General features: G+C 72.8%; 19 protein-coding genes. 12 read left to right on the top strand and 7 right to left on the bottom strand.

All coding sequences use genetic code 11. The features are described 5' to 3' along the window. The first annotated feature begins 66 nt into the window (after nt 1-66). Nucleotides 67-951 carry a DivIVA domain-containing protein gene (locus ACZ4VA_RS23615; protein WP_356239532.1) on the top strand — a complete coding sequence of 295 codons (885 nt, stop codon included), beginning with the start codon at nt 67-69 and terminating at the stop codon, nt 949-951. A gap of 39 nt (nt 952-990) precedes the next feature. Here ACZ4VA_RS23615 and ACZ4VA_RS23610 read toward each other — a convergent pair whose 3' ends face one another. From ACZ4VA_RS23610 to ACZ4VA_RS23600, 3 genes are all read right to left on the bottom strand, one after another. Further along, the gene (locus ACZ4VA_RS23610; RefSeq protein WP_355793278.1) at nt 991-2571 is read right to left on the bottom strand and encodes a sodium/solute symporter; all 1581 of its coding nucleotides are present in this window, start codon (nt 2569-2571) and stop codon (nt 991-993) included. Between the two features lie 26 nt (nt 2572-2597). After that, nucleotides 2598-3041 carry a DUF485 domain-containing protein gene (locus ACZ4VA_RS23605; RefSeq protein WP_468082466.1) on the bottom strand — a complete coding sequence of 148 codons (444 nt, stop codon included), beginning with the start codon at nt 3039-3041 and terminating at the stop codon, nt 2598-2600. A gap of 196 nt (nt 3042-3237) precedes the next feature. Continuing rightward, on the bottom strand, nt 3238-4806 hold the full coding sequence (locus tag ACZ4VA_RS23600; protein WP_468082465.1) for an MFS transporter: 1569 nt from the start codon (nt 4804-4806) through the stop codon (nt 3238-3240). Nucleotides 4807-5220: 414 nt separating this feature from the next. Between ACZ4VA_RS23600 and ACZ4VA_RS23595 the strand changes: the two genes are divergently transcribed. The 3 genes from ACZ4VA_RS23595 to mfd all read left to right on the top strand — a co-directional run bounded on the left by ACZ4VA_RS23595 (nt 5221) and on the right by mfd (nt 12657). Then, nucleotides 5221-6009, top strand: coding sequence for an ABC transporter ATP-binding protein (locus ACZ4VA_RS23595; protein ID WP_356164021.1), 789 nt, complete (start codon nt 5221-5223; stop codon nt 6007-6009). Beyond that, nucleotides 6006-8570, top strand: coding sequence for an ABC transporter permease (locus ACZ4VA_RS23590; protein ID WP_356239537.1), 2565 nt, complete (start codon nt 6006-6008; stop codon nt 8568-8570). The genes ACZ4VA_RS23595 and ACZ4VA_RS23590 overlap by 4 nt, the downstream gene beginning before the upstream one ends. Nucleotides 8571-9126: 556 nt before the next feature. Next, on the top strand, nt 9127-12657 hold the full coding sequence (gene mfd / locus ACZ4VA_RS23585; protein ID WP_355779145.1) for a transcription-repair coupling factor: 3531 nt from the start codon (nt 9127-9129) through the stop codon (nt 12655-12657). A gap of 182 nt (nt 12658-12839) precedes the next feature. Here mfd and ACZ4VA_RS23580 read toward each other — a convergent pair whose 3' ends face one another. After that, entirely contained in the window at nt 12840-13421 is a 582-nt protein-coding gene (locus tag ACZ4VA_RS23580; protein ID WP_355779148.1) for a TetR/AcrR family transcriptional regulator, read from the bottom strand. A gap of 116 nt (nt 13422-13537) precedes the next feature. Between ACZ4VA_RS23580 and ACZ4VA_RS23575 the strand changes: the two genes are divergently transcribed. Continuing rightward, entirely contained in the window at nt 13538-14470 is a 933-nt protein-coding gene (locus ACZ4VA_RS23575) for an SCO6745 family protein (RefSeq protein ID WP_468082464.1), read from the top strand. Between the two features lie 405 nt (nt 14471-14875). On the opposite strand, the gene ACZ4VA_RS23570 is transcribed toward ACZ4VA_RS23575, so the two are convergent. Further along, on the bottom strand, nt 14876-15055 hold the full coding sequence (locus tag ACZ4VA_RS23570; RefSeq protein ID WP_355794424.1) for an antitoxin: 180 nt from the start codon (nt 15053-15055) through the stop codon (nt 14876-14878). 158 nt (nt 15056-15213) lie between these two features. Here ACZ4VA_RS23570 and ACZ4VA_RS23565 point away from each other — a divergent pair, with 158 nt between their 5' ends. After that, nucleotides 15214-15927 carry an HNH endonuclease family protein gene (locus tag ACZ4VA_RS23565; RefSeq protein ID WP_355794423.1) on the top strand — a complete coding sequence of 238 codons (714 nt, stop codon included), beginning with the start codon at nt 15214-15216 and terminating at the stop codon, nt 15925-15927. A gap of 481 nt (nt 15928-16408) precedes the next feature. On the opposite strand, the gene ACZ4VA_RS23560 is transcribed toward ACZ4VA_RS23565, so the two are convergent. Continuing rightward, complete coding sequence (locus ACZ4VA_RS23560) at nt 16409-17155, bottom strand: hypothetical protein (protein ID WP_355794231.1); 747 nt, start codon at nt 17153-17155, stop codon at nt 16409-16411. A gap of 225 nt (nt 17156-17380) precedes the next feature. On the opposite strand from ACZ4VA_RS23560, the gene ACZ4VA_RS23555 reads away from it, so the two are divergent. The 6 genes from ACZ4VA_RS23555 to ACZ4VA_RS23530 all read left to right on the top strand — a co-directional run bounded on the left by ACZ4VA_RS23555 (nt 17381) and on the right by ACZ4VA_RS23530 (nt 24801). Further along, nucleotides 17381-19450 (top strand): N-6 DNA methylase, encoded by a 2070-nt coding sequence (locus ACZ4VA_RS23555; protein WP_468082463.1) that lies wholly within the window; start codon nt 17381-17383, stop codon nt 19448-19450. Between the two features lie 131 nt (nt 19451-19581). Then, nucleotides 19582-20184, top strand: a complete 603-nt coding sequence (locus ACZ4VA_RS23550; RefSeq protein WP_355788484.1) for a hypothetical protein — start codon at nt 19582-19584, stop codon at nt 20182-20184. A gap of 38 nt (nt 20185-20222) precedes the next feature. Continuing rightward, nucleotides 20223-21716 (top strand): protein kinase domain-containing protein, encoded by a 1494-nt coding sequence (locus tag ACZ4VA_RS23545; RefSeq protein ID WP_355788496.1) that lies wholly within the window; start codon nt 20223-20225, stop codon nt 21714-21716. 204 nt (nt 21717-21920) lie between these two features. Further along, complete coding sequence (locus tag ACZ4VA_RS23540) at nt 21921-22748, top strand: glycoside hydrolase domain-containing protein (RefSeq protein ID WP_355788487.1); 828 nt, start codon at nt 21921-21923, stop codon at nt 22746-22748. A gap of 216 nt (nt 22749-22964) precedes the next feature. After that, on the top strand, nt 22965-23618 hold the full coding sequence (locus ACZ4VA_RS23535) for a SurA N-terminal domain-containing protein (protein WP_355788490.1): 654 nt from the start codon (nt 22965-22967) through the stop codon (nt 23616-23618). 181 nt (nt 23619-23799) lie between these two features. Next, nucleotides 23800-24801: a nucleoside triphosphate pyrophosphohydrolase gene (locus tag ACZ4VA_RS23530; RefSeq protein WP_356239619.1), complete on the top strand. Its 1002-nt coding sequence runs from the start codon at nt 23800-23802 to the stop codon at nt 24799-24801. 61 nt (nt 24802-24862) lie between these two features. Here ACZ4VA_RS23530 and ACZ4VA_RS23525 read toward each other — a convergent pair whose 3' ends face one another. Continuing rightward, a complete protein-coding gene (locus ACZ4VA_RS23525) occupies nt 24863-26104 on the bottom strand; it encodes a globin domain-containing protein (protein WP_356239545.1) in 1242 nt (413 codons plus the stop codon). Between the last annotated feature and the right edge of the window lie 299 nt (nt 26105-26403).

Genomic DNA, 26403 nt, shown 5'->3' with positions numbered 1-26403 from the left:
GATCCATCAAGATATGCGCGAAATCATTCCGTATTTCGTGTGTGTACGGCGGAGAGGGGTTACAGGATGAGCAGCGCTCCGGTGTCGCCGCACGGCTTCGTGGCCGTACGGCGTGGTTACCGTCCCGAGCAGGTCGACGCGTTCACCGAGGCGCTCTCGCGGGACCGCGACGCCGCCTGGGAGCGGGCCGCCCGGCTGACCGTGCTGGCCAATGACATGGAAGAGGACGCCGAGGACCTGCGCGAGGTGGTCGCGGGCCTCGCCCCGCAGACGTACGAGAGTCTCGGCGAGAGCGCCCGGCGGCTGTTCGCGCTGGCCGTGGAGGAGGCCGACGCGGTGCGCGAGGACGCCCGCCGGCGGGCGCGGCTGGCCCTGGAGGAGGCGCGGGAGGCGGGCCGGCGGCTGCGCGAGGACGCCGAGGCGTACGCGGAGGCGGTGCGTGCCGAGACCGACGAGCGGGTGGGCGAGCGGCTGACGGCGGCCCGTGCCGAGGCGGACGGCGTGCGGATCGCGGCGCGGCGGGCGGTCAAGGAGGGCCGCGGTGAGGTGCTGGCGGTGCTGCGTGAGGTGCGGCGGCGCACCGAGGCGCTGCTCGCCGACCAGGAGAAGGAGCAGGCGGCGCGCTGGGAGGAGGCCGAGCGGGCGGCCGCGGAGCGGGCGGCGGAACTCGACGCGCACCACGAGGAGCTGACGGCCCGGGCCGAGGCCGCACTGGCGGCGGCCGGGCGGGAATTGGCGCAGGCCGAGGCGTCGGTGCGGCTCACCGAGGAGGCGGCCGGGAAGCGGGCGTCGGAGGTGCTCGCGGACGCCCGGCTGCGGGCGGACGGCGTCGCGCGGGAGACCGAGCGGGTGCTGCGGGAGCACGGCGAGCGCTGGGACGAGGTGCGCGCCCACATGGACCACGTGCGCGGCAAGCTGATGGCGCTGACGGGGCGGGCGCCGGTCGAGTGATCCCCCGGCCGGCGCCCGTGGTGCCGCGGTCCGCCCGCTTCAGTCGGTGCGGCGGACGGCTCCCGCCAGGATCCAGCCCTCCACCGCCTCGTACTGCCGGCGCTGCTGTTCCGCCTTGCGGCGTCCGGAGACCACCGTCCCCAGCCAGCCGTAGGCGAAGCCCAGCGGGATGGAGAGGATGCCGGTCGTGGTGAACGGGAACCAGTTGAAGTCGGCCTCGGGGAAGGCGGAGGCGGGCGAGCCGGAGACCAGGTTGGTGCCGGTCATCAGCACGAGGACGGTGAGCGTGCCGCCGATGAGGGTGCACATCAGGCCCGCGCGGGTGTAGCGGCGCCAGAAGAGGCTGTAGACCAGCGCGGGCGCTATGGCGGACGCACCCAGGCAGAACGACAGGGTGACCAGCGGCTGCAGGCTGTGGTGCTGGACGAGGGTGGCGAGCAGGATCGCGGGGGCGCCGACCGCGAGCGCGGAGAGCCGGGCGACGGTCATCTCGCGGCGCGGGCTCATCTCCTGCACGCGCGCCGCGAACACGTCGTGCGCGAGGGAGTTGGCGCAGGCCAGGATCATCCCGGCGACGGAGGCGAGCACCGTCAGGAACAGCGCGGTGGTGACCGTCGTGAACAGCAGGGTCTCCGCAGTCGAGACGCTCGCCCCGAACGCGGCCCGGGCGCCCAGCAGATAGGCCGTGTTGCCCTGCGGGTCGGCGCCCGCGATCACCTCGCGTCCGATCAGCGCCGTCGCGCCGAACCCGACGACCGAGATGACGAGCACGAACAGGGCCACCGACGGCACCGCCCAGGACAGTGAACGGCGCACCTGGCGGGCGCTGTTGGCGGTGTACATGCGCATGGTGATGTGGGGCAGGCAGGCACCGCCGAGGACGACGGTCAGCTCCGCGCTGATCATGTCCAGGCGGGGGCTGGGTCCGCCCGCGAACTGCAGTCCCGACCGCAGGAAGGCCGGTCCCGCGCCGCTGCCCTGGGCGGCGGCGTCCAGCAGGGCGCCCGGACTCCAGTCGAAGCGGCCCATGATGAGGACGGCGACCACGATTCCGGAGCCCAGCAGCATCACGATCTTCATGATCTGGATGAGGGCGGTGCCCTTCATGCCGCCGATCGCCGCGTAGCTGATCATCAGCACCCCGAGCCCGATCACGCAGCCGGTCTTCAGGGAGTCGCTGGAGAACCCGAGGAGGAACGCCAGCAGGTCTCCGGTGCCCGCCAGTTGGACCAGCATCAGCGGGAGCAGCGCGGCGATGGTCGCGACGCACGCGGTGATGCGGACCGCGCGTCCGGGCATGCGCCGCGCGAAGGCGTCGCCCATGGTGAACCGGCCCGCGTTGCGCAGCGGTTCGGCCAGCAGGAACATCAGCAGCATCAGGGACAGGGCGGTGCTCAGGGCGAGGACGACACCGTCGTACCCGGCGAGCGCGATGACGCCGCCGGTGCCGAGGACGGTCGCCGCGGAGATGTAGTCCCCGGCGATGGCGAGGCCGTTGCGCATGGGGGAGAGCGACCCGTAGCCGGTGTAGAACTCGTCGATGTCGTCGCGGTCGGGGCCCGTCATCACGCACAGCAGCAGCGTGATGGTGGCGACGGCGGTGAAGGCCACCAGGGACATGGCCTGCGCGGAACTGCTGAACCCGGTCACCGCGACTCCTCCCGTCTGACGTCCAGCGCGGACTGTCTGCGGATCCGGTCGGCGATCGGGTCGACGCGCCGCCGGGCCGTGTACTCGTACACCGCGATCGCCAGGCAGGTGACCGGGACTTGCAGCACTCCCAGCAGCAGACCGACGGACAGGCCGCCGGAGACGCTCCGTGTCATGAGGGAGGGGACGAACGCGGAGAGCAGGAGGAACAGCACGAAGTAGCCGAGCGCGGTGAGGGTGGCCACGCGGCGCTGCCAGCGGTAGGCGCTGCGCAGCAGGCGGATGTCGCTGTGCTGCCCCAGCGCGTGGTGGCGCGGCCGGCGTGTCCGCGCGGGCGGGGCGGGCGGCGGCTCCCAGGGGTAGGTGGCGTACGAGGGTGAGGAGTTGTACGGGAACTGCTGGTTCGGTTGGTACTCGGGGGACGAGAACGCGTCTGGCATCCCGTTTCTCCTTGCGTGGCTCGGGTCCTCGCGGACCGCAGGGAGCGGGGGGTGAGCGAGGCACGCTACTCGCAGGTATCCGGCGCGCGCGGCACTTTCCGCAAACTGAGTGGTCGGTACGCGCTTACTTCGGTGACCTGCGGTGTTACCCGCGTTAACCCCACCGTCCGGCGTCCGCCCGCGGACCGTCCCGCGGTCAGCTCCCCTGGTTCTCCAGTACGGGGAACCGGCGCGGCGCCAGCACGAGCAGGACCACGAAGGCGAGGGCCGCCGCACCGGCCGCGCCCAGGTAGACGGCGTGCACGGCGGCGGCGACCGCCCTGCTCAGGTGGCCGTCGGCGTGACCGGAGTCCAGCGCGCGGGTCACCGAGTCGAGGTCGCCCGCCCCGCCGAGGCGGGCCGCGAGGACCCCATTGGCGACCGCGCCGAACAGGGCCGCGCCGACCGTCTGCCCGCTCTGGCGGCAGAACAGCACGGAGGCGGTGGCCGTGCCGCGCTCCTCCCAGCCGACGGTGGACTGGACCCCGATGATCAGCGGGAGCTGGAAGAGGCCGAGCGCGCCGCCGAGGAGCAGCATCAGCAGAGCCGGCTGCCACGGTTCGCCCGGGTAGGGGAGGAAGGGGAACGCGAGCAGCAGGAGCGCGGCGACGCCGATCCCGAGCATCGCCGTGTCGCGGAAGCCGATCCGCCGGTACACGTGCTGGCTGAGCGCCGCCGACACCGGCCAGCTCAACGTCCACACCGACAGCACGAAACCGGCGGCGACCGGCGCCAGACCGAGCACCGCCTGCGCGTACGTCGGCAGGAACACGGTCGGCGCGACCATGAGCAGCCCGAGCGCGCCGAGCGCCAGGTTGACCGCGGCGATGGTCCGCCGCCGCCACACCCAGCCCGGGATGATCGGCTCGGCCGCCCGCCGCTCCACCAGGACCACGACCGCGACGAGGGCCAGTCCCGTGCCGAACAGGGCAAGGGACGGCGCCGACAGCCACGCCCACGCGACCCCGCCCTGCACCAGCGCCGTCAGCAGGACGCCGCCGCAGGCGAAGACGGCGAGCGCGCCCGCCCAGTCGATCCGCGGCCGCTCCCGGCGGGCGACGCGCTCGGGCTCGTGGAGGTGACGGACGATCAGCCACAGGGCGAGCGCGCCGATCGGCAGGTTGATCAGGAAGATCCAGCGCCAGTCCGCGTACGCCGCGAGGAGCCCGCCCAGCGCGGGGCCCGCGACCGCCGACGTCGCCCACACCGTGGACAGCCTGGCCTGGATCTTCGGGCGCTCCTTCAGCGGGTACAGGTCGGCGGCGAGCGTCTGGACGGTGCCCTGGAGCGCGCCGCCGCCGAGCCCCTGCACGACGCGGAACGCGATGAGCGCGGCCATGTTCCACGCGGCGGCGCAGAGCAGGGAGCCGGTGATGAACAGGACGGCGCCCGCGACCAGCACCGGCTTGCGGCCGAAGGTGTCGGAGAGCTTGCCGTACACCGGCAGGGTGACGGTGACCGCCAGCAGGTAGCCCGAGAACAGCCACGAGAAGACGGAGAAGCCGCCGAGGTCGCCGACGATCTGGGGCACGGCGGTCGAGACGATGGTGGAGTCGAGCGCCGCGAGCGCCATGGCGAGCATGAGAGCGGCGACCACCGCCCGCCGCCGGCGGGCCTCCGCCGGTCCGTCCGCCGGTGCGCCGACCCGCGCGGCCGGTGTGTCCGTCTCCCCCTGGCCCACTGGATTCCTTCCCCCTGCATCTATCGGCCCCCGACACCTTCTCATCCGGCCGCCCCGCGGCGGGAGGGTGGACGCCGGTAGGGCCCGGAGGTGGAGACGACCCCGAGAAGGACTCCACCGGAGGGTGGAGAGCCCCTAGGGGGACCTCCGTACTACGGCTCGGGGAGGGTTCGTACCGCCGGAGGACGAGAGGGGCACCCGGCGGTCCTTAACCTGGCTTTACGCCGCTGCGGAGCGGTCCGCTGCCCGCCCGGGTCCTGCGGACCGCACCTGCGGGGGTGGGGTTTTCCCCAGGTGAAGAGTGCGCTGGGCACCAGCGCGCCGGACCCCCTGCGGCCACCAGACTGAACGACGTACCGAGCGACCGGAACCCGGGCAGCACCGGGACCCGCCCGGCAGTACCGCCGACGACGCGCGGCACCGCCATGCTCAACCGCCGACCGACATAGGAGACTTACCGTGACAACGGCTGTGACCATTCCCAGGCACGGGGGCACTGGAGGGCGTACGGCCGTTGCCGCCCGGGCGCGGCAGGTCGTCAAGGCGTACGGCTCCGGGGAGACCCGCGTCGTCGCTCTCGACCACATCGACGTCGACATCGCGCGGGGCCGTTTCACCGCGATCATGGGCCCCTCGGGGTCCGGCAAGTCGACGCTGATGCACTGCCTCGCCGGACTCGACACCGTCACCTCCGGGCAGATCTTCCTGGACGAGACCGAGATCACCGGCCTCAAGGACAAGAAGCTCACCCAGCTGCGCCGGGACCGGATCGGCTTCATCTTCCAGGCGTTCAACCTGCTGCCGACGCTGAACGCCATAGAGAACATCACGCTGCCGATGGACATCGCGGGCCGCAAGCCCGACCAGGCGTGGCTGAGCCAGGTCGTCGAGACCGTCGGCCTCGGCGACCGCCTCAAGCACCGGCCCACCCAGCTCTCCGGCGGCCAGCAGCAGCGCGTCGCGGTGGCCCGTGCCCTTGCCGCCCGGCCCGAGATCATCTTCGGTGACGAGCCCACCGGAAACCTCGACTCCCGTGCGGGCGCCGAGGTCCTCGGCTTCCTGCGCCGCTCCGTCGACGAGCTCGGCCAGACCATCGTGATGGTCACGCACGACCCGGTGGCGGCCTCGTACGCGGACCGCGTGCTGTACCTGGCCGACGGGCGCATCGTCGACGAGATGCACCGGCCCACCGCCGAAGCCGTGCTGGACCGCATGAAGGACTTCGACGCCCGGGGACGGACGTCATGACCGTCGTCAAGACCTCGATGCGCAACTTCCTCGCGCACAAGGGACGCATGGCCCTGTCGGCCGTCGCCGTCCTGCTGTCCGTGGCGTTCGTCTGCGGCACGCTCGTGTTCACCGACACCATGAACACGACGTTCGACAAGCTCTTCGCGACCACCGCGTCCGACGTCACGGTCTCACCGAAGGAGGCCAAGAGCGACGACACCCCGCAGAACGGCAAGCCCGAGTCGCTGCCCGCGTCCGCCGTACGGCAGGCGGCCGGCGCCGACGGAGCCAAGTCGGCCGAGGGCGCGGTCAGTTCGATGAACGTGACCGTCGTCGACAAGGACAACGAGAACATGGGCTCCGACAGCGGCGCCCCGACGATCGCCGGCAACTGGACGAAGAACGACCTCAGGTCCATGGAGATCGCCTCCGGACACGCGCCCCGCGGCCCCACCGAGGTGATGGTCGACGCCGACACCGCCGACAAGCACCACCTGAAGCTCGGCGACGAACTGCGCACGATCTCCGTCGCCGGTGACTTCCGGGCCAGGATCAGCGGCATCGCCGCCTTCAAGGTGACCAACCCCGGCGCCACGGTCGTCTACTTCGACACCGCCACCGCCCAGCGCGAACTCCTCGGCGCCACCGGCCGGTTCACCCACGTCCTGGTCACCGCCGCCCCCGGCGTCAGCGACACGCGGCTCAAGGCGAACGTCGCCAAGACCCTGGACGGCACCTACAAGCTGCAGACCGCCAAGGAGAACGCCGACGAGAACCGCAAGGACGTCGGCGAGTTCATGAACGTCATCAAGTACGCCATGCTCGGCTTCGCCGGGATCGCGTTCCTGGTGGGCATCTTCCTGATCATCAACACCTTCTCCATGCTGGTCGCCCAGCGCACCCGCGAGATCGGCCTGATGCGGGCCATCGGCTCCTCCCGCAAGCAGGTCAACCGCTCCGTACTGGTCGAGGCGCTGCTGCTCGGCGTGGTCGGCTCGGTCCTCGGCGTCGGAGCGGGCGTCGGCATCGCGATCGGCCTGATGAAGCTCATGTCGGCGGCCGGCATGAACCTCTCCACCGACGACCTGACTGTCAAGGCGGCCACCCCCATCGCCGGAGTCGTCCTGGGCGTGGTCGTCACCGTCCTCGCCGCCTACCTGCCGGCCCGCCGCGCCGGCAAGATCTCCCCGATGGCCGCGCTGCGCGACGCCGGCACGCCGGCCGACGGCAGGGCCGGCCTGGTGCGCGGCCTGATCGGGCTCCTCCTGACGGGCGCGGGCGTCTTCGCCCTGTTCGCCGCGGCGGGCGCCGACAAGGCGAAGGACGGCTCGCTCATGCTGGGCGCCGGCGTGGTGCTGTCCCTGATCGGCTTCGTCATCATCGGCCCGCTGCTCACCGGCGGCGTCGTACGGGTGCTCAGCGCCGTGCTGCTGCGGCCCTTCGGCTCGGTGGGCCGGCTCGCCGAACGCAACGCCCTGCGCAACCCGCGCCGCACCGGCGCCACCGGCGCGGCCCTGATGATCGGCCTCGCCCTGGTCGCCTGCCTCTCGGTCGTCGGCTCCTCGATGGTCGCCTCCGCCACCAGCGAGCTGGACAAGTCGGTCGGCGCGGACTTCATCGTCCAGGGCAACCAGCGGATCGTCCCGCAGGCCGAGAAGGCCATGCGGAACAGCCCCGGCCTGGCCCACGTCACCCGCTACAAGGAGGTGAACGCCACCCTCACCGCTCCCGACGGCACCACCGACACCTCGCAGGTGACGGCGGCCGACCCGACGTACGCCCAGGACCTGCGCCGCCCCGTGACGGCCGGCGAACTATCCGCCGCCTACGGCAAGGACGCCATGTCGGTCGGCTCCGACTACGCGAAGAAGCACGGCGTGCACGTCGGCGACACCTTCACCGTCGCCTTCAAGGGCGGCCGGACCGCGAAGCTCCAGGTCGCGGCCATCACGGACGACGAAGGCGTCCTCGACAAGGGCGTGCGCTACATCAGCATCGACACGATGGAGAAGTACCTCCCGGCCGACCAGGTCCCGCCCAACTCGATCATGTTCGCCGAGGCCGAGAAGGGCCAGGAGACGCAGGCGTACGCGGCGCTGAAGAAGGCGCTGCACGACTACCCGCAGTACCAGGTCCGCGACCAGACCGACTACAAGCAGGAACTGAAGGACCAGATCGGCCAGCTCCTCAACATGGTCTACGGCCTGCTCGCCCTGGCGATCATCGTGGCGGTCCTCGGCGTCGTGAACACGCTGGCCCTGTCGGTGGTCGAGCGGACCAGGGAGATCGGCCTGATGCGCGCCATCGGCCTCTCCCGCCGCCAGCTGCGCCGCATGATCCGCCTGGAGTCCGTCGTCATCGCCCTCTTCGGAGCCCTCCTCGGCCTCGGCCTCGGCATGGGCTGGGGCGCCACGGCACAGAAGCTCCTCGCCCTGGAGGGCCTCAACGTCCTCGACATCCCCTGGCCGACGATCATCGGCGTCTTCGTCGGATCCGCCTTCGTGGGCCTCTTCGCCGCCCTCGTCCCGGCGTTCCGCGCGGGCCGCATGAACGTCCTCAACGCCATCGCCACCGAGTAGCCCCCGCGGACGGGGGTCACGGGGGACAGGCCCGGCCCGGTCCCGGAGAGCCACGGCTCCCCGGGACCGGGCCGGGCCGCTTTCGTTGTCGAGGGGGAGAATTTCAGCCGGTCCGGCGTCTGAGGACGGGCGAGCGGGTGCCAGAGGGGACATTCCAGCCGGTCCGGCATCGAGCACGAGGCCATTCCAGCCGGTCCGCCGTCGAGCACGGGGGAGAATTTCAGCCCGTCCGGCGTTTGAGGACGAGCGCGCAGCGCGACGGGGGGTCTGGGGGCGCAGCCCCCAGGGACATCAGCCCCCACCGTGGGACGGACAACCCACCACGGGACGGAGCCCCCGGCGGCACGGGGACTCTCGCGGGCCGGAGACCCACCACGGGACGGGGACCCCCGGCGGGACGGACACCCCCAAGAGGGGCCCCGGCCCGGGACGCCAGGGCCGGGGCCGTCATCCACAGGCACGGCACCGCCGGCCGCACCGACGTACGCTGGAGGCCCCCGGCCAGACCTCGCGCCGGGCGCTTCGCGTTGCCCACCCCCGGACGGGATTGCCCTTCATGAGCCTGCACGGTCTGCTCGACGCCGTCGTCAAGGACGCCGCCCTCGCGGAAGCGGTGAAGGCCGCCGCCGACGGAAACCGCATGCACGTCGACCTGGTCGGACCCTCCGCGGCCCGCCCCTTCGCGGTGGCCGCCCTGGCCCGCGAGACAGGCCGCCCCGTGCTCGCGGTGACGGCGACCGGCCGCGAGGCGGAGGACCTGGCCGCCGCGCTGCGCTCCCTGCTGCCGCCCGACGGCGTCGTGGAGTACCCCTCCTGGGAGACGCTGCCGCACGAGCGGCTGTCCCCCCGCAGCGACACCGTCGGCCGCCGCCTGGCCGTCCTGCGCCGTCTCTCGCACCCGAGGCAGGACGACCCCGAGACCGGCCCGGTCTCCGTCGTCGTCGCCCCCATCCGCTCGGTGCTCCAGCCGCAGGTCAAGGGCCTCGGCGACCTGGAGCCCGTCGCCCTGCGCACCGGCGAGAGCGCCGACCTCGGCCGCGTCGTCGAGGCGCTCGCCGCGGCCGCGTACTCCCGGGTCGAGCTCGTCGAGAAGCGCGGCGAGTTCGCGGTCCGCGGCGGCATCCTGGACGTCTTCCCGCCCACCGAGGAACACCCGCTGCGCGTGGAGTTCTGGGGCGACGACATCGAGGAGATCCGCTACTTCAAGGTCGCCGACCAGCGGTCCCTGGAGGTCGCCGACCACGGCCTGTGGGCCCCGCCCTGCCGCGAGCTGCTGCTCACCGACGACGTACGTCAGCGCGCCGCCGCCCTCGCCCAGGAGCACCCCGAGCTGGACGAACTGCTCGGCAAGATCGCCGAGGGCATCGCCGTCGAGGGCATGGAGTCCCTGGCGCCGGTCCTGGTGGACGACATGGAGCTGCTGCTCGACGTGCTGCCGCAGGGCTCGATGGCCGTCGTGTGCGACCCGGAGCGGGTGCGGACGCGGGCCTCGGACCTAGTGGCGACGTCGCAGGAGTTCCTCCAGGCGTCCTGGGCGGCGACCGCAGGCGGCGGCGAGGCACCCATCGACGTCGACGCCGCCTCGCTGTGGTCCATCGCGGACGTCCGCGAGCGCGCCCGCGAGCTGGGCATGATGTGGTGGTCGGTGAGCCCCTTCGCCGCCGACGAGGAGCTCGACGCGGCCACCCTCAAGCTCGGCATGCACGCCCCCGAGAGCTACCGCGGCGACACCGCGCGCGCCCTCGCCGACACCAAGGGCTGGATCTCGGACGGCTGGCGCACGGTCTTCCTCACCGAGGGCCACGGCCCGGCCGCCCGCACCGTCGAGGTCCTCGGCGGCGAGGGCATCGCGGCCCGCCTCGACAGCGACCTCACCGACATCAGCCCCTCCCTCGTCCACGTCTCCTGCGGCTCGATCGACCAGGGCTTCGTGGACCCGCGGCTCAAGCTCGCCGTCCTGACGGAGACGGACCTGTCCGGGCAGCGGACAGCGACCAAGGACGGCGCGCGCATGCCGGCCCGCCGCCGCAAGACGATCGACCCGCTCACCCTGGAGGCGGGCGACTACATCGTCCACGAGCAGCACGGCGTGGGCCGGTACATCGAGATGGTGCAGCGCACCGTCCAGGGCGCGACCCGCGAGTACCTGGTCGTGGAGTACGCGCCCGCCAAGCGCGGCCAGCCCGGCGACCGGCTCTACATCCCCACCGACCAGCTGGAGCAGATCACCAAGTACGTCGGCGGGGAGGCGCCCACGCTGCACCGGCTGGGCGGCGCCGACTGGACGAAGACCAAGGCGCGCGCCAAGAAGGCGGTCAAGGAGATCGCGGCCGACCTGATCAAGCTGTACTCGGCCCGCATGGCCGCCCCCGGGCACGCGTTCGGCCCGGACACCCCCTGGCAGCGCGAGCTGGAGGACGCCTTCCCGTACGCGGAGACCCCGGACCAGCTGACCACCATCGCCGAGGTCAAGGAGGACATGGAGAAGACGGTCCCGATGGACCGCCTGATCTGCGGCGACGTGGGGTACGGCAAGACGGAGATCGCCGTGCGGGCCGCGTTCAAGGCGGTGCAGGACGGCAAGCAGGTCGCCGTGCTCGTCCCGACGACACTCCTCGTCCAGCAGCACTTCGGGACGTTCTCGGAGCGGTACGCGCAGTTCCCGGTGAACGTGCGCGCCCTGTCCCGCTTCCAGACGGACAGCGAGGCGAAGGCCGTCCTGGAGGGTCTGCGCGACGGTTCGGTGGACATCGTGATCGGCACCCACCGGCTGTTCTCCTCCGAGACCAAGTTCAAGGACCTGGGCCTGGTCATCGTGGACGAGGAGCAGCGCTTCGGCGTGGAGCACAAGGAGCAGCTGAAGAAGCTCCGCGCCAACGTCGACGTCCTGACGATGTCGGCCACCCCCATTCCCCGTACGCTCGAAATGGCCGTCACGGGCATCCGCGAGATGTCGACGATCACCACCCCGCCGGAGGAGCGCCACCCGGTGCTGACCTTCGTCGGGCCGTACGAGGAGAAGCAGATCGGTGCGGCCGTCCGCCGCGAACTGCTGCGCGAGGGACAGGTCTTCTACATCCACAACCGGGTCGAGTCGATCGACCGGGCCGCCGCGCGGCTGCGGGAGATCGTCCCCGAGGCGCGGATCGCGACGGCGCACGGACAGATGGGCGAGCAGGCCCTGGAGCAGGTCGTCGTCGACTTCTGGGAGAAGAAGTTCGACGTGCTGGTGTCGACGACGATCGTCGAGTCCGGCATCGACATCTCGAACGCGAACACGCTGATCGTGGAGCGCGGCGACAACTTCGGCCTCTCGCAGCTGCACCAGCTGCGCGGCCGGGTGGGCCGTGGCCGCGAGCGCGGTTACGCGTACTTCCTGTACCCGCCGGAGAAGCCGCTCACCGAGACCGCGCACGAGCGTCTCGCCACGATCGCCCAGCACACCGAGATGGGCGCCGGCATGTACGTGGCGATGAAGGACCTGGAGATCCGCGGCGCCGGAAACCTGCTCGGCGGCGAGCAGTCCGGCCACATCGCGGGCGTCGGCTTCGACCTGTACGTCCGCATGGTGGGCGAGGCGGTGGCGGACTACCGCGCCTCCCTCGAAGGGGGCGTGGAGGAGGAACCGCCGCTGGAGGTCAAGATCGAGCTGCCGGTCGACGCGCACGTCCCGCACGACTACGCGCCCGGCGAGCGGCTCCGGCTGCAGGCGTACCGCGCGATCGCCTCCGCCAACACGGAGGAGGACATCAAGGCGGTCCGCGAGGAACTGGTCGACCGCTACGGCAAGTTGCCGGAGCCGGTGGAGAACCTGCTGCTGGTCGCGGGCCTGCGGATGCTCGCGCGCGCCTGCGGGGTCGGCGAGATCGTGTTGCAGGGCACCAACATCCGCTTCGCCCCGGCGGAGTTGCGCGAGTCGCAGGAGCTGCGCCTCAAGCGCCTGTACCCGGGCACGGTCATCAAGCCGACCGCGCACCAGCTCCTCGTCCCCCGCCCCAAGACGGCGAAGGTGGGCGGCAAACCGCTCGTCGGCCGCGACCTGCTCGGCTGGACCGGCGAGTTCCTCACGACGGTGCTGGGGTCGTAGGCGGGCCTACGACTCTCCTGTACCGGAGCGTTCGGCGAGTTCCGGTGCCCCGTCCCCCAAGGGGGAGGGCCGACACCCGTCCCCGTCCGAGGGGAGCCCGGCTCCAAGGGGGAGTCCCGACGCCCCGTCCCCTTCCGAGGGGGCGGGGCTCTCGCGTCAGCCGAATCGGAACGGCAGGCTCGTCAGCCGGGTCGGAACAGCAGGCCCGTCAGGGCGCGGAAGACCTCCTCGGGGTCCTGGTCGCCGACCGGACCGTCCAGGTTGTGCCCGAGGAGCAGCGTGGCGAAGCCGTGCGCCAGGGACCAGGCGGCGACTCCGGCGAGGCGGGCGTCGGTGCCCCTGCCCTCGGACGGTACGGCGGCGACGGCGGCACGCAGCCGCTCCCCGGCCAGCGCCCGCGCCGTCGTCAGCTCCAGATCGCCCTCGCGCAGCAGACCGGGCGTGAACATCACCTGGAAGTGCGCCGGATGCTCGCGGGCGAAGCGTACGTAGCGGACCCCGGCGTCCCGCAGGTCGGCGGCCTCCGCGAGCGCGTCCGCCAGCAGGGCGAAGCCCTCGGCCGCGAGCGCGGTGAGCAGGCCCGTGCGGTCCCTGAAGTGGTGGGCGGGCGCGGCGTGTGAGACGCCGGCCCTGCGCGCGAGGTCCCGCAGGCTCAGCGCGGACGGGCCGTCGGCCGCGATGACGTCGAGGGCGGCGCTCAGGATCGCGCGCCTCAGATCGCCGTGGTGGTAGCGGGGGCGGTCCTCGGACTCACGACTGGTCATGGCAGCAGCGTACGCGGGATCTAGGCATTGACAAGTTCGGTGGGGCTCGGGCAATCTTGTCAGTGTCAAGTTGTGGCCGAGTGGGCCGACGGGGATTCGCGACGGGGAGTGGGGCCATGTCGAAGAGCGTCAGCGAGGCACATGCGGTGGGCGGACCAGTGGCGGGGGAGTCGCTGCCGGAGAGCGGGGTGGAGCCGAGCCGGGTCCGGCAGCTGTGGCATCTGCTGGAGCCGCTGCACGCCGTCCTCTATTACGCGCCGGAGGCCTTCGAGGAGGCCGCCGCGCTCGGCCTCGGCACGGACGAGCGCTGGCCGAGCTACTTCCCCTTCCGCGCCGCCCCGTTGGGAGCGGTCGGCGCCGGGCAGGTCGCGTCCGCCTTCTACAGCTTCAGCCCCCGCATGGTCGCCCGGTACATGGACGCCGTGTGGGACCGGGTGAGTCCGGGGGACGTGCTGGCGGCGCGGGAGCGGGCCGTCGGCCGGGCCTACGAGGCGATATTCGGCGACCGTGCGGCCAGTCCCGAGCTGGCCGAGGCCGCCGCCCTGGCCCGCCGTGCCGCCGAGGCCGCGAACACCGCGGGCCGACCGCTGGCCGCCGCCAACGCCGGTTTGGCCTGGCCCGAGGCGCCGCACCTCCAGCTGTGGCACGCGGCGACGATCCTGCGCGAGCATCGCGGGGACGGGCACCTGGCGGCGCTGCTCGTCGCCGGACTGGACCCGGTCGAGTCGCTCGTGTCGTTCGCGGCGATAGGCGCGGCCTCCCGGGAGCGGTTCGAGAGCCGCGGCTGGAGCGACGAGGAGTGGGCCGCGGCGCACCGGCGGCTCGTGTCCCGCGGCCTCCTGGCCGAGGACGGCACCGCCACGGAGGCTGGCCGGGAGCTGCGCCGCCGGGTCGAGCGGCACACGGACGAACTGGCCGCCGCGCCGTGGCGGTTCCTCGGCCCCGATGCCACCGCCCGCCTTGCCGAACTCCTCGGCGAGTTCTGGGTAGCGGTCCTCGGCTCGGGACTCCTGCCGTCGGAGACGACGTTGGGGATAGGCAGGGTCTGACGGGGCGTCGAGCCGGGGTGGCGATGGCGCCGTCGGAGTCGAAGGTGGGGATGGGTGAGGTCTGTTGGGCTGAGTGAGGTCCAATACGGCGTCCAAATGGGGGGAGTTGTTGACACGTGGCGCGCCACCCGCGCCACGGAGTACCCCGCGCCCCGGCGCACATGCCCCGCGCAAGACGAAGCCGCCCGGGGAGACGAACCTCCCGGACGGCTGACCTCCCCCTCCGAGGCCGAAGCGTCAGAGCCGAGGGAGTCGGGGGTCGAGACACGGCCGAGTCGCTGTCTGCGCGGGCGGAGTTACGGGCGACGGACGGACTCTCGGTCCACAACTCTCCGCCCGCTACTCTCGGTCTACAGCTCTCGGGCTGCGGGCGGACTCTCGGGCCACGGCCCTCCGGGCCACGGCCTACGGCCGGTCGGGGTCGTCGCGGCGCATTCCCATGCGGTCCTCGGCCTGTTGCTGCGCCTTGTCGACCTGTTCCGTGTACTTGTCGCCCGTCCGCTTGTTGATCTCGCGCTCGGCGGCGTCGGACATGTTCGGACCCTTGTCCCGCGCGTGGCTCTTGAACCTGTCGAAGATGCCCATCCAGAGCTCCTTCCAGAGGTGACTCACTCTGACGATACGCCCGGCGTACGACGATTGCCCGTTGAGGCCCGGTATGGTCCGCGCCTCCCGGCCGCTACGGTGGAGATCAGCGAGGGCCGCCCGTGCGGGCGGCTCAACAGGGCAAGGGGAGGGGTGTCGTGGTGCGTCCGAGGGGTGGGGTGGCCGCCGCTGTTCTGGTGCTGTTGGCCGTCAGCGGCTGCGCGGAGCAGACGACGGGCGTCGCGGGACCCGAGGACACGGCGGCCGGCGGTGCCGCGCTCACCGCCGTGGACTCGCTGACCGTCAAGGGGCGTGCGCCGAAGACCGGTTTCGACCGGGACCGGTTCGGCACCGCGTGGGCCGACACGGACTCCAACCGCTGCGACACCCGGGACGACATCCTCAAACGGGACCTGGAGGACGTGAAGTTCAGCGACGGCGCGTGCAAGGTCGCGTCGGGGAGGCTGGACCCGGACCCCTACACCGGCAAGGACGTGGCGTTCGCGCGCGGTCGCAGCCAGGTGGACATAGACCACATCGTCGCCCTGTCCGACGCCTGGCAGAAGGGCGCCCAGAAGTGGGAGGCCAGCAAGCGCATCGCGCTGGCCAACGACCCGTTGAACCTCCTCGCCGTGGACGCAAGCACGAACCGCAGCAAGGGTGACGGCGACACGGCGACGTGGCTTCCGCCCAACAAGCGCTACCGCTGCACCTATGTCGCCGCCCAGGTGGCCGTGAAGAGGAAGTACGACCTCTGGGTCACCGGCGCCGAGAAGTCCGCGATGAAGCGGGTGCTCTCGGGCTGCCCCGGCCAGAAACTCCCGGAGGGCGGGAACCCGACCAGGGCCCCGGAACGCTTCCACGCGGGCTGACCGTCCCCGACGGACCCCGGGCGATCCTTGGCGCATCCCCCCGGTGCGGTCCCCGAGGCGCATCCCTGCGGTGCGGACCCCGGCGCCCTTTGGTGCGGGCCGGCGCTGTCCGGTGCAGGCCGGCACCGTCCCGTGCGGTCCTTGAGCGTCCCCGGCGCGGTCCCCGGCGCCGTCCGGTGCGGGGCGGCGCTGTCCGACGCGATCGTGCGCGGCCCCCGGTCCGGCGGGCCGGCGCTGTCCGACGCGATCGTGCGCGGCCCCCGGTCCGGCGGGCCGGCGCTGTCCGACGCCATCGTGCGCGGCCCTCGGTCCGGCGGGCCGGCGCTGTCCGGTGTGGGCCGCCGTAGTCCGGGCGGTCGTGCGCGGCCCCGGTCCGGCGGGCCGGTGTGACCACTCCAGCGGACCGGTGTGACCCCCCGGGGCGGCTTCCGGCGGCGTTTCCTGAAGAGCTCCCGGTGGGCGGCTCCCGGCGGGCTGGACCCTAGCTGAGCTTGTCCAGGTCCATGACCTTGCCCTTGGGGGCGTCGGCCGGGACCGGCTTGTCGTAGTCGCTGAAGGTCAGGGTGCCCGGGTCCTTGGCGGACTTGCTGATGACCCGCAGGATGTACGGCTTGCCCTCGGTCGCCACGTAGAGGGTGTAGCGGTCCTTGCCGTCCTTCTCGTGCAGGACGATCGCCGGGGTGCCGTCGACCGACGAGGTCTTGCCGCGGGTGGCGTCGGAGTTCACGTCCCCGGCCTCGGCGAGCACCGTGTCGAGGTCGCAGAAGCTCGCCATCTCCTTGGCGTCGGCGCTGGTGGCGGACATCTTGGTCCAGCGGCCCGCGAGCATCTCCACGACGCCGTCGGTCTCCTCCTTGGAGTCGCCCTTGCCCTGCTCGCGCAGGAAGGCCTCGTCGTACTTCATGTAGAGCGTGTCGCCGGTCTTGATGAGCTCGGCCTGGCCCTTGTCCCCGAGGCCGATGGTGCCGGCGCACTCGCCCTTGGTGTCCATGGCCATGTCGAGCCGGATGGTGCCGCCGCTCTCCTCGTCGGGGACGTCGCCCTTCATGCGCAGCGACTCGGCGCCCCTGGTGGCCTTCACGGCCCGGTCGGCGATCTCGCCGCCGGTCAGCCCGGCGAAGGGACCCTTCGGCTTGTTGTCCGCCTTGTCCTCGCCAGACTGGCAGCCGGTCAGGCTCAGGGTGGTGGCGGCGGCGAGGCAGAGAGCGGCAAGTGCGGTACGACGCATGGGAATTCCTCGAGGTGAGAGGCGGGTGTGGGCGTGCGGGGCCGACGCGACGCGAGGCGCTGAGCGCTGCGACGGCGGCGCCGTTCGATGGGCCAATCACAGCAGACCATGTGAACCGAGTCAACACGGTTCACAGAACCTCTTGTGTACACGGCCGTGAATCGGTAGATCTTGCGTACGTCGGTATGCTCGACGCCACACCACAGGACGAGGGGAGCCGGGCGGGTGCAGGAGAACGGGACAGAGGTGACCGCCGCCGGGATCGCGCGGCTCGCCGGGGTCGGCCGCGCGGCCGTCAGCAACTGGCGCCGCCGCCACGCCGACTTCCCCAAGCCTGTCGGCGGCACCGAGACCAGCCCCTCCTTCGCGCTGCCCGAGGTCGAGGAATGGCTGCGCAACCAGGGCAAACTCGCCGAGGTCCCGCTGCGCGAGCGCGTGTGGCAGCACCTCGCGGGCCACCCCGAGGGACCGGCGACCGCCCTCGTGCACGCGGGCTGCGGTCTCCTGCTCATCCACGACCGGCCCACCGTGTGGCTGGAGCTGAGCGCGACCTCCGACGAGCGTCTCGCCGGACTTCTGCCCGCCGCCCTCGAACAGGTGCTGACCCCGCGCTTCGGCACCCCGCGCGGGCGCGCCGTGTCCACGCCCTCCGCCGCCGAACTCCTGCCGTCCGCGCCCCTGTTGCGCGGCGCCGCCGAACTCGCCGCGGAACTCGGCGCGCGGCAGACGTACGAGTTCCTGCTCGGCCGGCACCTGGACGCCAACCCGCGGCAGTACACCCTCACCCCCGGCGGCCTCGCCGCGCTGATGGCCGAACTCGCCGGTCCCGCGCGGACCGTGCTGGACCCGGCCTGCGGCACCGGCGCCCTGCTGCGCGCGGTGGAAGCCGTACCGGACCAGGAGCTGTACGGGCAGGACAGCGCGCCCGAACTGGCCGCGCTGACCGCGCTGCGCCTGGCCCTGCACACGCGGGCCGCCGTCCGTTGCGCCGCCGGCGACACCCTGCGCGCGGACGCCCACGAGAAGCTGCGCGCCGACGTGGTGCTGTGCCACCCGCCGTTCAACGAACGCAACTGGGGCCACGACGAACTGGCCTACGACGCCCGCTGGGAGTACGGCTTCCCGGCCCGCACCGAGTCCGAACTGGCCTGGGTGCAGCACGCGCTGGCCCGGCTCCGGGAGGGCGGCACCGCCGTCCTGCTCATGCCGCCCGCCGCCGCCTCCCGCCGCTCCGGCCGCCGGATCCGCGCGGACCTGCTGCGCCGCGGCGCCCTGCGCGCCGTGATCGCCCTGCCCGCCGGTGCGGCGCCGCCGTACAACATCCCGCTGCACCTGTGGGTGCTGCGCCGGCCCGGGAAGGCGCCCGCGCAGCCCGAACTGCTGCTCGCCGACACCGCCGCACCCGCCGAGACCGGGGGCTCCCCGGCCGAGCGGATCCGGGAGACCGGCGGCGGCCGGGCCGGCCTCGACTGGCAGGCCGTGCGCACCGCCGTCCTGGACGCCTGGCGGCCCTACGAGCGCACCGGGACCGCCCCCGAGCGCCCCGGCCTGAGCCGTTCCGTCCCCGTCATCGACCTCCTCGACGACGACGTGGACCTCGCCCCCGCCCGCCATCTGCCGCCGCCCGCCGAGGCCGGCGGCGCCGAGCAGCTCGCGACCGTGCGCGAACGCCTCGGGGAGACCCTGCGGCTGACCGCCGACCTCGCCCCGCAGGCCGCCGGGGAGGGCGGCCCGGCCCGCTGGCCGCTCACCACCGTCGGTGAACTGGCGCGCGGCGGAGCCCTGTTGCTGCGCACCGGCGGCAGCAGCGCCCCCGCGCGCGTGCCCGTGCTCACCGACCACGACGTCCTCGCCGGCACCGCGCCCTCCGGCACCCTGCCCGAGGGCGAGGAGGAAGCCGTCCTGGTCGCGGCGGGCGATGTCGTCGTGCCCGTGCTCGGCGGCGGGTCCGTCGCGCGCGTCGTCGACGAGCGGACCGCGGGAGCCGCCCTCGGCCGCAACCTCACCCTGCTGCGCCCCGACCTGACCGCGCTCGACCCGTGGTTCCTGGCCGGCTTCCTGCGCGGCACTGCCAACAACCGGCAGGCCAGCAGCTACGCGTCCACCGCGACCCGGCTCGACGTGCGCCGCCTCCAGCTGCCCCGGCTCCCGCTCGACCAACAGCGCCGCTACGGCGAGCGGTTCCGCGCGCTCGCCGAGTTCGAGGACGCCCTCAGACTCGCCGGCCGCCTCGGTGAGCAGCTCGTACGGGGCATGTACGACGGCCTGACGGACGGTACGGTCGCGCCCGGCTGAGCCGCCGCGCCGGGGACGACGTGATCAGCACGACAACGGTTCGGTACAACCCGGGACCGGTGACGCTTGTCGGCCTATACGCTCGGACTTCCAGCTCACCCTTCCATCCCACCAGGCCTCCGGGAGCAGCCATGCACGGCCACGGCTACGCGCCGCCTCCGCCGAAGCGACCCTCGACCGGGGCGCTGGTCGTGCTGCGCGTGATCTTCGCGGCGGTGCCGCTGCTGACCATCGGATTCCTCGCGTGGGTCTCGCCGTTGCGGGTCGCCATCGTCACCCGCCGGGCCGCGGACTGGTGGATCTTCGTGGGTTCGCTCGTGGTCCTCGGCATCAGCTTCGCGTTCCTCAGCACCGACCACACCGACGACTTCAGCAGCCCGAACGGCAACGTCGGCATGATCATCCTGCTGCTCAACGCCGTCGCCTGCACCGCTTACTTCCTGTTCGCGGACATCCGCCACTACCACCGCCTGCCCGCGGCCGGCTATCCGCAGCAGCAGCACGCCGCGCACTACGGCTATCCCCAGCCCGCGCCGTACCCGGTCGCGCACCCCGCGACCCCCGTGCCGCACACGCCCTTCGCGCACACCCCCGTACCGGAGACCCCCGCCCCCGCCACGCCCGTCCCGCCCACGCGGCCGGCTCCCGCCCGGATCGACCAGGTGCGCGCCGAGCTCGACGAGCTCAGCGACTACCTGCGCAAGCACGACGGCGGCCACGAGGACGGCCGGTGAGCGTGACGACCGGGCGCGTGGTCGCCGACCGCTACGAGCTGTCCACGCTCATCGGGCAGGGCGGCATGGGCCAGGTCTGGACGGCGTACGACCGCCGCCTGGACCGGCGTGTCGCCGTGAAGCTGCTGCGCCCCGACAAGGTCGCGGGCCAGGAGGCCGACGAACTGCGCCGCCGCTTCGTGCGCGAGTGCCGTGTCACCGCGCAGGTCGACCACCCGGGCCTGGTCACCGTCCACGACGCGGGTAGCGAGGGCGAGGAACTCTTCCTCGTCATGCAGTACGTCGACGGAGCCGACCTCTCCGACCATCTCGCCGAGCACGACCCCTACCCCTGGCAGTGGGCGGTCGCCGTCGCGGCGCAGCTGTGCGCCGTGCTCTCCGCCGTGCACGCCGTGCCGATCGTCCACCGCGACCTGAAACCGCGGAACGTGATGGTCAAGCAGGACGGCACGGTCACCGTCCTCGACCTCGGCGTCGCGTCCGTCATGGACACCGACACCACCCGCCTCACGCACACCGGTTCGCCCATCGGCAGCCCCGCCTACATGGCGCCCGAGCAGGCGATGGGCGGGGCGGTCGGACCGTACACCGACCTGTACGCGCTCGGTGTGCTGCTGCACGAACTCCTCAGCGGGGACGTGCCGTTCTCGGGCTCCACCGCGCTCGGCGTGCTGCACCGCCACCTCTACGAGCCGCCGCTCCCCGTGCGCCGGATGCGGCCCGAGGTCCCGGAGGCCCTGGAGCACCTGGTGCTGCGGCTGCTCGCCAAGGACCCGCAGCACCGCCCCGGTTCCGCGCAGGAGACGTACGAGCAGCTGCTGCCGCTGCTGCCCGCGCGCGGCATGCCCTCGGGCGCGCCGCTCGACCCCACGCGCCCCTTCCTGCGCCCGCACGCGCCCTGGCCGGACCGCGCCCGCATCCCGGCGCCGCAGCCGTCCGCGGCGGCCGTCGCCTCGACCGGGGTCGAGAAGCCCGACGTGGCGGGCGCCGTCGACGAGGTCAAGCGATTGCTCGGCGAGGGCCGCATCACCCAGGCCGTCGACATCCTCGGTGCGATCCTCCCGGCCGCCGCCGCCCAGCACGGCGAGCACTCGCCCGTCGTGCGCACCCTGCGCAAGCAGTACGCCGCCACCCTCATGGACGACGGCCAGTACCGGCGCGCCCTGCCCGAGCTGCGCCGCCTCGCCGACGAGCGGGCCGCCGAGGCCGGACAGGCCGACACGCAGTCGCTGCGCTTCCGCTACGAGGCCGCCCAGTGCCTGGAGCAGCTCGGCGAACCCGCCGCCGCGCTCGCGGAGTACCGCGCCCTGCTGCCGTATTACGAGAACCAGTACGTGGCCGGCGACCCCGAGCTGTCCCTGGAGGTCCGCCGCCGCATCGGCCACCTGCTGCTCGCCCTCGGCGACCGGCCCGCCGCCCACGACACCCTCGCCCGGCTGCTGCACGACGTCGAGCGGCTGAAGGGCCCCGGGCATCCGGTCGCGGCGGAGGTCCGCCGCACCCTGCAGTGGCTGGGGCAGGTCCGGGGCTGACCGGGCCGCCGGACGCCGGCACGCGCGGGTTTTGCGCGGCCTTGGCCGAATGTTGTGTCGATCAAGGTCCGCAGTTTCCCGAACACGGATGCGACGTGGGCTACGTTTCGATCCGTTTTCGTGCGCCACGCGCGCGTGCCCGCATCCGTGCCGCACGCTTGCGTGCCGCGCACACCGAGCACACGAACCATGGGGTGGGTCCACATGTCCAGCCATCGGCAGTCGAAGAGGCGCAGATACGTGGCCTGGGGGGCGGCGGGAGCGGCCGTGGTCGCCGGCGCCGGGATCGCCGCGCAGACCTCCACGGCGACCACCGTCTGGCCCGCCCAGCGGACGTACACGGGCCGCGCGTTCGACACCTGCGCCGCGCCGTCGCTGAACGCGATGAAGGCCTGGCACACGGGCTTCTACGGCGCGGCCGCCGTCTACGTCGGCGGCAAGAACCGCGGATGCGCGCAGCCCAACCTGACCGCCTCCTGGGTGAAGTCCGTCAGCACCACCGGCTGGAAGCTCATCCCCCTGTACGTCGGGGCGCAGCCGCCGTGCCAGACGGGCTCCAGCCCCGAGAAGATCACCGCCGCCACCGCGGCCTCGCTCGGCGCCACCGACGCCGCCGACGCGGTCACCAAGGCGTCCGCCCTCGGCATGAAGGCGGGCAGCCCGATCTACCTGGACATGGAGGCCTACGACGTCACGAACACGGCGTGCGACGACGCCGTGCTGACGTACGTCCGCGCCTTCGACAAGACCCTGCACGCCAAGACGTACCGCACCGGGTTCTACGGCTTCCGGAGCTCCAGCGCCAAGGCGATCGCCGACGCGAGCGACCGCACGGACCTGCCGGGCAACCTCTGGTACGCGCTGTGGGACAAGCAGAACACCACGACCGCCGACTGGCCGTTCGCCGCCGACCGCTGGACGAACCACAGCCGCGCCCACCAGTACATGGTCAACAGCAAGGAGTCGCGCGGCGGTTACACGATCACCGTGGACCGCGACGCCTGGGACGCACCGGTGGCGATCACGGGCTGACGCCCCGCCGCGCCCGCCGGCAGCGCACCCGGCGGCGCCCCGGGCCGGGGGTCCGCGGGCCGGCCCGGTGGTTCCGGCGGCGGACACGCGGGCGCGAGGGTGCCCGAAGTCCTCGCGAATCGTTGGTCGAATGGGTGGCCGAGAGCTGAGCCACTGCCTAACATCGATCACCGCAAGACCTTGTGCACCGTCGCACAATCTCCTCGGGAGGCTTCCTTGCACCGCCGTCGCACCGCGCTCGTCCTCTCCGCCGCGATCATCGCCGCGGCCCCCCTGCTCACCGCCTGCGGCAGCGACGCCCACCCCGGCGCCGCCGCCGTCGTGGGCGGCCAGCGGATCACGGTCGGCCAGCTGGAGAGCCGGGTGAACGAGGTACGCGTGGCACAGCGGGACGCCACCAAGGACGACGCCCAGTACGAGCAGGCCATCGCCAAGACCGGCAGCCTGACCCGCGACACCCTGCACAGCCTGGTCCTGGACCGGGTCCTGGCGCGCGCCGCCGAGGACGCGGGCGTGAGCGTCACCCGCAAGGACACCCAGCAGATGCGCGCCGGTCTGGAACGGCAGGCGGGCGGTGCCAAGGCGCTGGAGACGGCCTGGCTCCAGCAGTACGGCGTGGCTCCCCAGCGTCTCGACGACAGCCTCCGCACCGAGATCGAGGCGCAGAAGCTCGCCGCCGCGCTCGGCGCCGACATGAACACCGAGGCGGGCAAGGCCACGTTCTGGAAGGCCATGTCCGACGCCTCCAAGAAGCTCCACGTCGACCTGAACCCGCGCTACGGCACCTGGGACGTAGAGAAGAGCAGCCGCGTCGACGCGAAGACCCCGTGGCTGCGGGAGATCACCGCGGCGGCTCAGAAGCCCGCCTGACCGCGACCGGTGGGCTGTGGACAAACGGTTCAGCCCACCGGCCGAAGGCCACCGCCTGTGGACAACCGCCGGGGGCGTCGGCGGGGTGGGTTACGTTCGAAGGGTGAACGCAACCAGCCTCGACGGCGACCCGAACGCGAGCGGCTCCGAGACCGGCGCCGCGCCCGGCCGCGACACCTCCGTGCCCGACGCCGGCGCCCCCGCCCCCGGCCGCGTCGTCCTGCTCACCACCAGCCACCGCGTCGCCCCCGGACTGCTGTCCTGGCCCGCCTGGCAGGCCCTGCACACGGCCGACCGCGTCCTGTGCGCGGACGGCGCACATCCCCAGCTGCCGTACCTGCGCGAGGCGGGCGTCCCGGTCGACGAGGCATCCCCGACCGCCGAGGAGCTGCTCGACCTCTGTGCGGGCGGGCGCACGGTGGTCGTCGTCGCCACCGGTGAGGGCGAACCGCGCCTGACCGACGGACTCGCGCGTCTCGCCGGCTCCGGACGCATACAGATGCCGGACCTGGAGCTGCTCCCCGCCTCGTACGACCTGCCGGGCGCCCGGCTCCTGGACCTCGTCCAGGTCATGGACCGCATCCGCGCCGAGTGCCCCTGGTCGTCCCGCCAGACCCACGAGGGCCTCGCGAAGTACGGCATCGAGGAGGCGTACGAGCTGGTCGAGGCCATCGAGGAGGGCGACCGGGACGAGCTGCGGGAAGAGCTCGGCGATGTCCTGCTCCAGGTCGTCTTCCACGCGCGGATCGCCGAGGAGGGCAGCCCCGAGGACGGCTCCGAGCCCTTCTCGATCGACGACGTGGCGGGCGGCATCGTCACCAAGCTCATCCACCGCCACCCCCATGTCTTCGGGGACGCGTCCGCCTCGACCCCCGAGGAGGTCAAGGAGCACTGGCTGCGCACCAAGGCGGAGGAGAAGCGCCGGACCTCGGTCACGGAGGGCATCCCCCTCGGCCAGCCCGGACTCGCGCTGGCCGCGAAGCTCGCCTCCCGCGTCCGCACGGCCGGCCTCGAGGTCCCGCTGCCCCGGGGCGAGGGCGTGGGCTACGAACTGCTGGCCGCGGCGGCACGCGCCGAGGAGGCCGGCGTCGACCCGGAGACGGCACTGCGCGCGGCGGCCCGCGCCTACCGGGACGCGATCAGGGCGACGGAGGAATCAAGACGGGGCACGGACGAAGGCTGACGGTTCGCCCCGGGTTTCGCGGGGGGTGTCGGTGTCGGTGTCTGGCCCGGTGCGGGTCCGGTCAGTCGCCGGGTTCGCGGCTCGACGGGTTGTGCCAGCTCGGCCGGGTCCGGTCCAGGAACCACTCGGCGGGACCCGACGGCCGGGGGTCGAACTCCCGCACGGTCGGAAGCAGGTCGTGGAAGATCCGCTCGGGCGCGGTACCGAGGGCGGGGAGGGCGTCGCCGATCTCCTCGACGAGCTGGGGCGGTCCGGCGAGATACACGTCGTGCTGGGCCCAGTTGGCGCGGTTTCCGAACGCCGTCAGGAGCCGCTCGGTGGCCTGCGTCTTGGGTCGGCCCGGTGCGGGCGTGATGAAGGTGACGGCCAGCCGGGGGAGACGCGCCCGCAACTCCTCGATGGAGGCGCGATCGTAGACGTGGGCGAGGTCGCGCGCGACGACGAAGAGGCGGGAGTCGTAGGGCGCGTCGTCCAGACCCGCGAGCCGTTCGAGCTGGACCAGTTGCTCCAGGAGGGCCTTGACGGGCGCCCAGCCGGTCCCGGCGGCGACGAAGGTGACGGGCCGGTCCTCCGGGGGCCGCAGCGTCAGCCCGCCGCCCGGCGCGCCCAGCCGGAGCACGTCGCCCTCGCGGGTCTGCCGTACCAGGGCGGTGGACAGGACCCCTCCCTCCACCCGGCTGACGTGGAGGTCGAGCGTGTGGTCGGGCCGGGGCGCGTTGCCCACCGAGTAAGGACGCCATATGCCCGGTAAGTAGGGGACGTTGACGCTGACGTACTGGCCGGGGAGGTGGGTGAGGGGACGGGCGGGGCGCAGCGTCAGGACGACGACGTCCTCCCCGTACCGCCTTCGCGCGACGATCTCGGCGTCCCACCAGGGGGGTTCGTCGCCGTTCTCGGCCTCCCAGGCGCCCTGGAGCATCGCGTCCGCGATCGTCGCGTACGCCTCGCCCCACGCCTTCTCGACCTCCGCGTTCCACGCCGATCCCGCCACGGCGGCGAAGGCGGCGATCAGGCTCGTCCCGACGGCCGTGTAGTGCGCAGGCTCCGCCAGGTACTTGCGGTGGTCCCGTCCCAGTTCCCCGAGGTACCCCGCAAGCGTCGGGTCCTCCAGCCGGCCCACGACCTGGGTGAGGGCACCGAAGAGCCGGTCCCGCTGCCGCTGCATGTCGTCCGGGAAGTCCAGCGGGAAGAGCTCGCGGATGTCCGGGTGGTGCCGGAACAGGTGCGAGTAGAAGTACTTGACCGCGAACTCGGCCCGTCGTTCGACGACCGCGAAGCTGGATCTGAGTATTTCGGGGTCCACGGGCGGAATGTAGGGACGTCTCGAACCGCGAAGTCAAGTCGCGGGCCATTTGTGGACAGTCCGGGGTGAAGTGCCCGGGCCCCGGCGAGCGCGTCGCTGAACACGCTTGTCCGAGGGTGTCCGGCGGCGGCCCACAAGGGGACGGGAACCCGCGGGATCTGTCCGTCCGGCCGTACGGACGACCGCGCGGCGGGTGTTCGACCCGGCCCGCCGGATGGCCGGATCGCACGCCCGCCCGGCCGGGACGGTGGTACCACCCCGGTCGGCGCGGCACTCCCGAACGTCCGCCGGGCCTCCGC

This window comes from Streptomyces sp. NPDC028308, from assembly GCF_055565855.1.
Note: the sequence above shows the minus strand (reverse complement) of the source record. Positions and strands in the feature narration are given on the sequence as shown.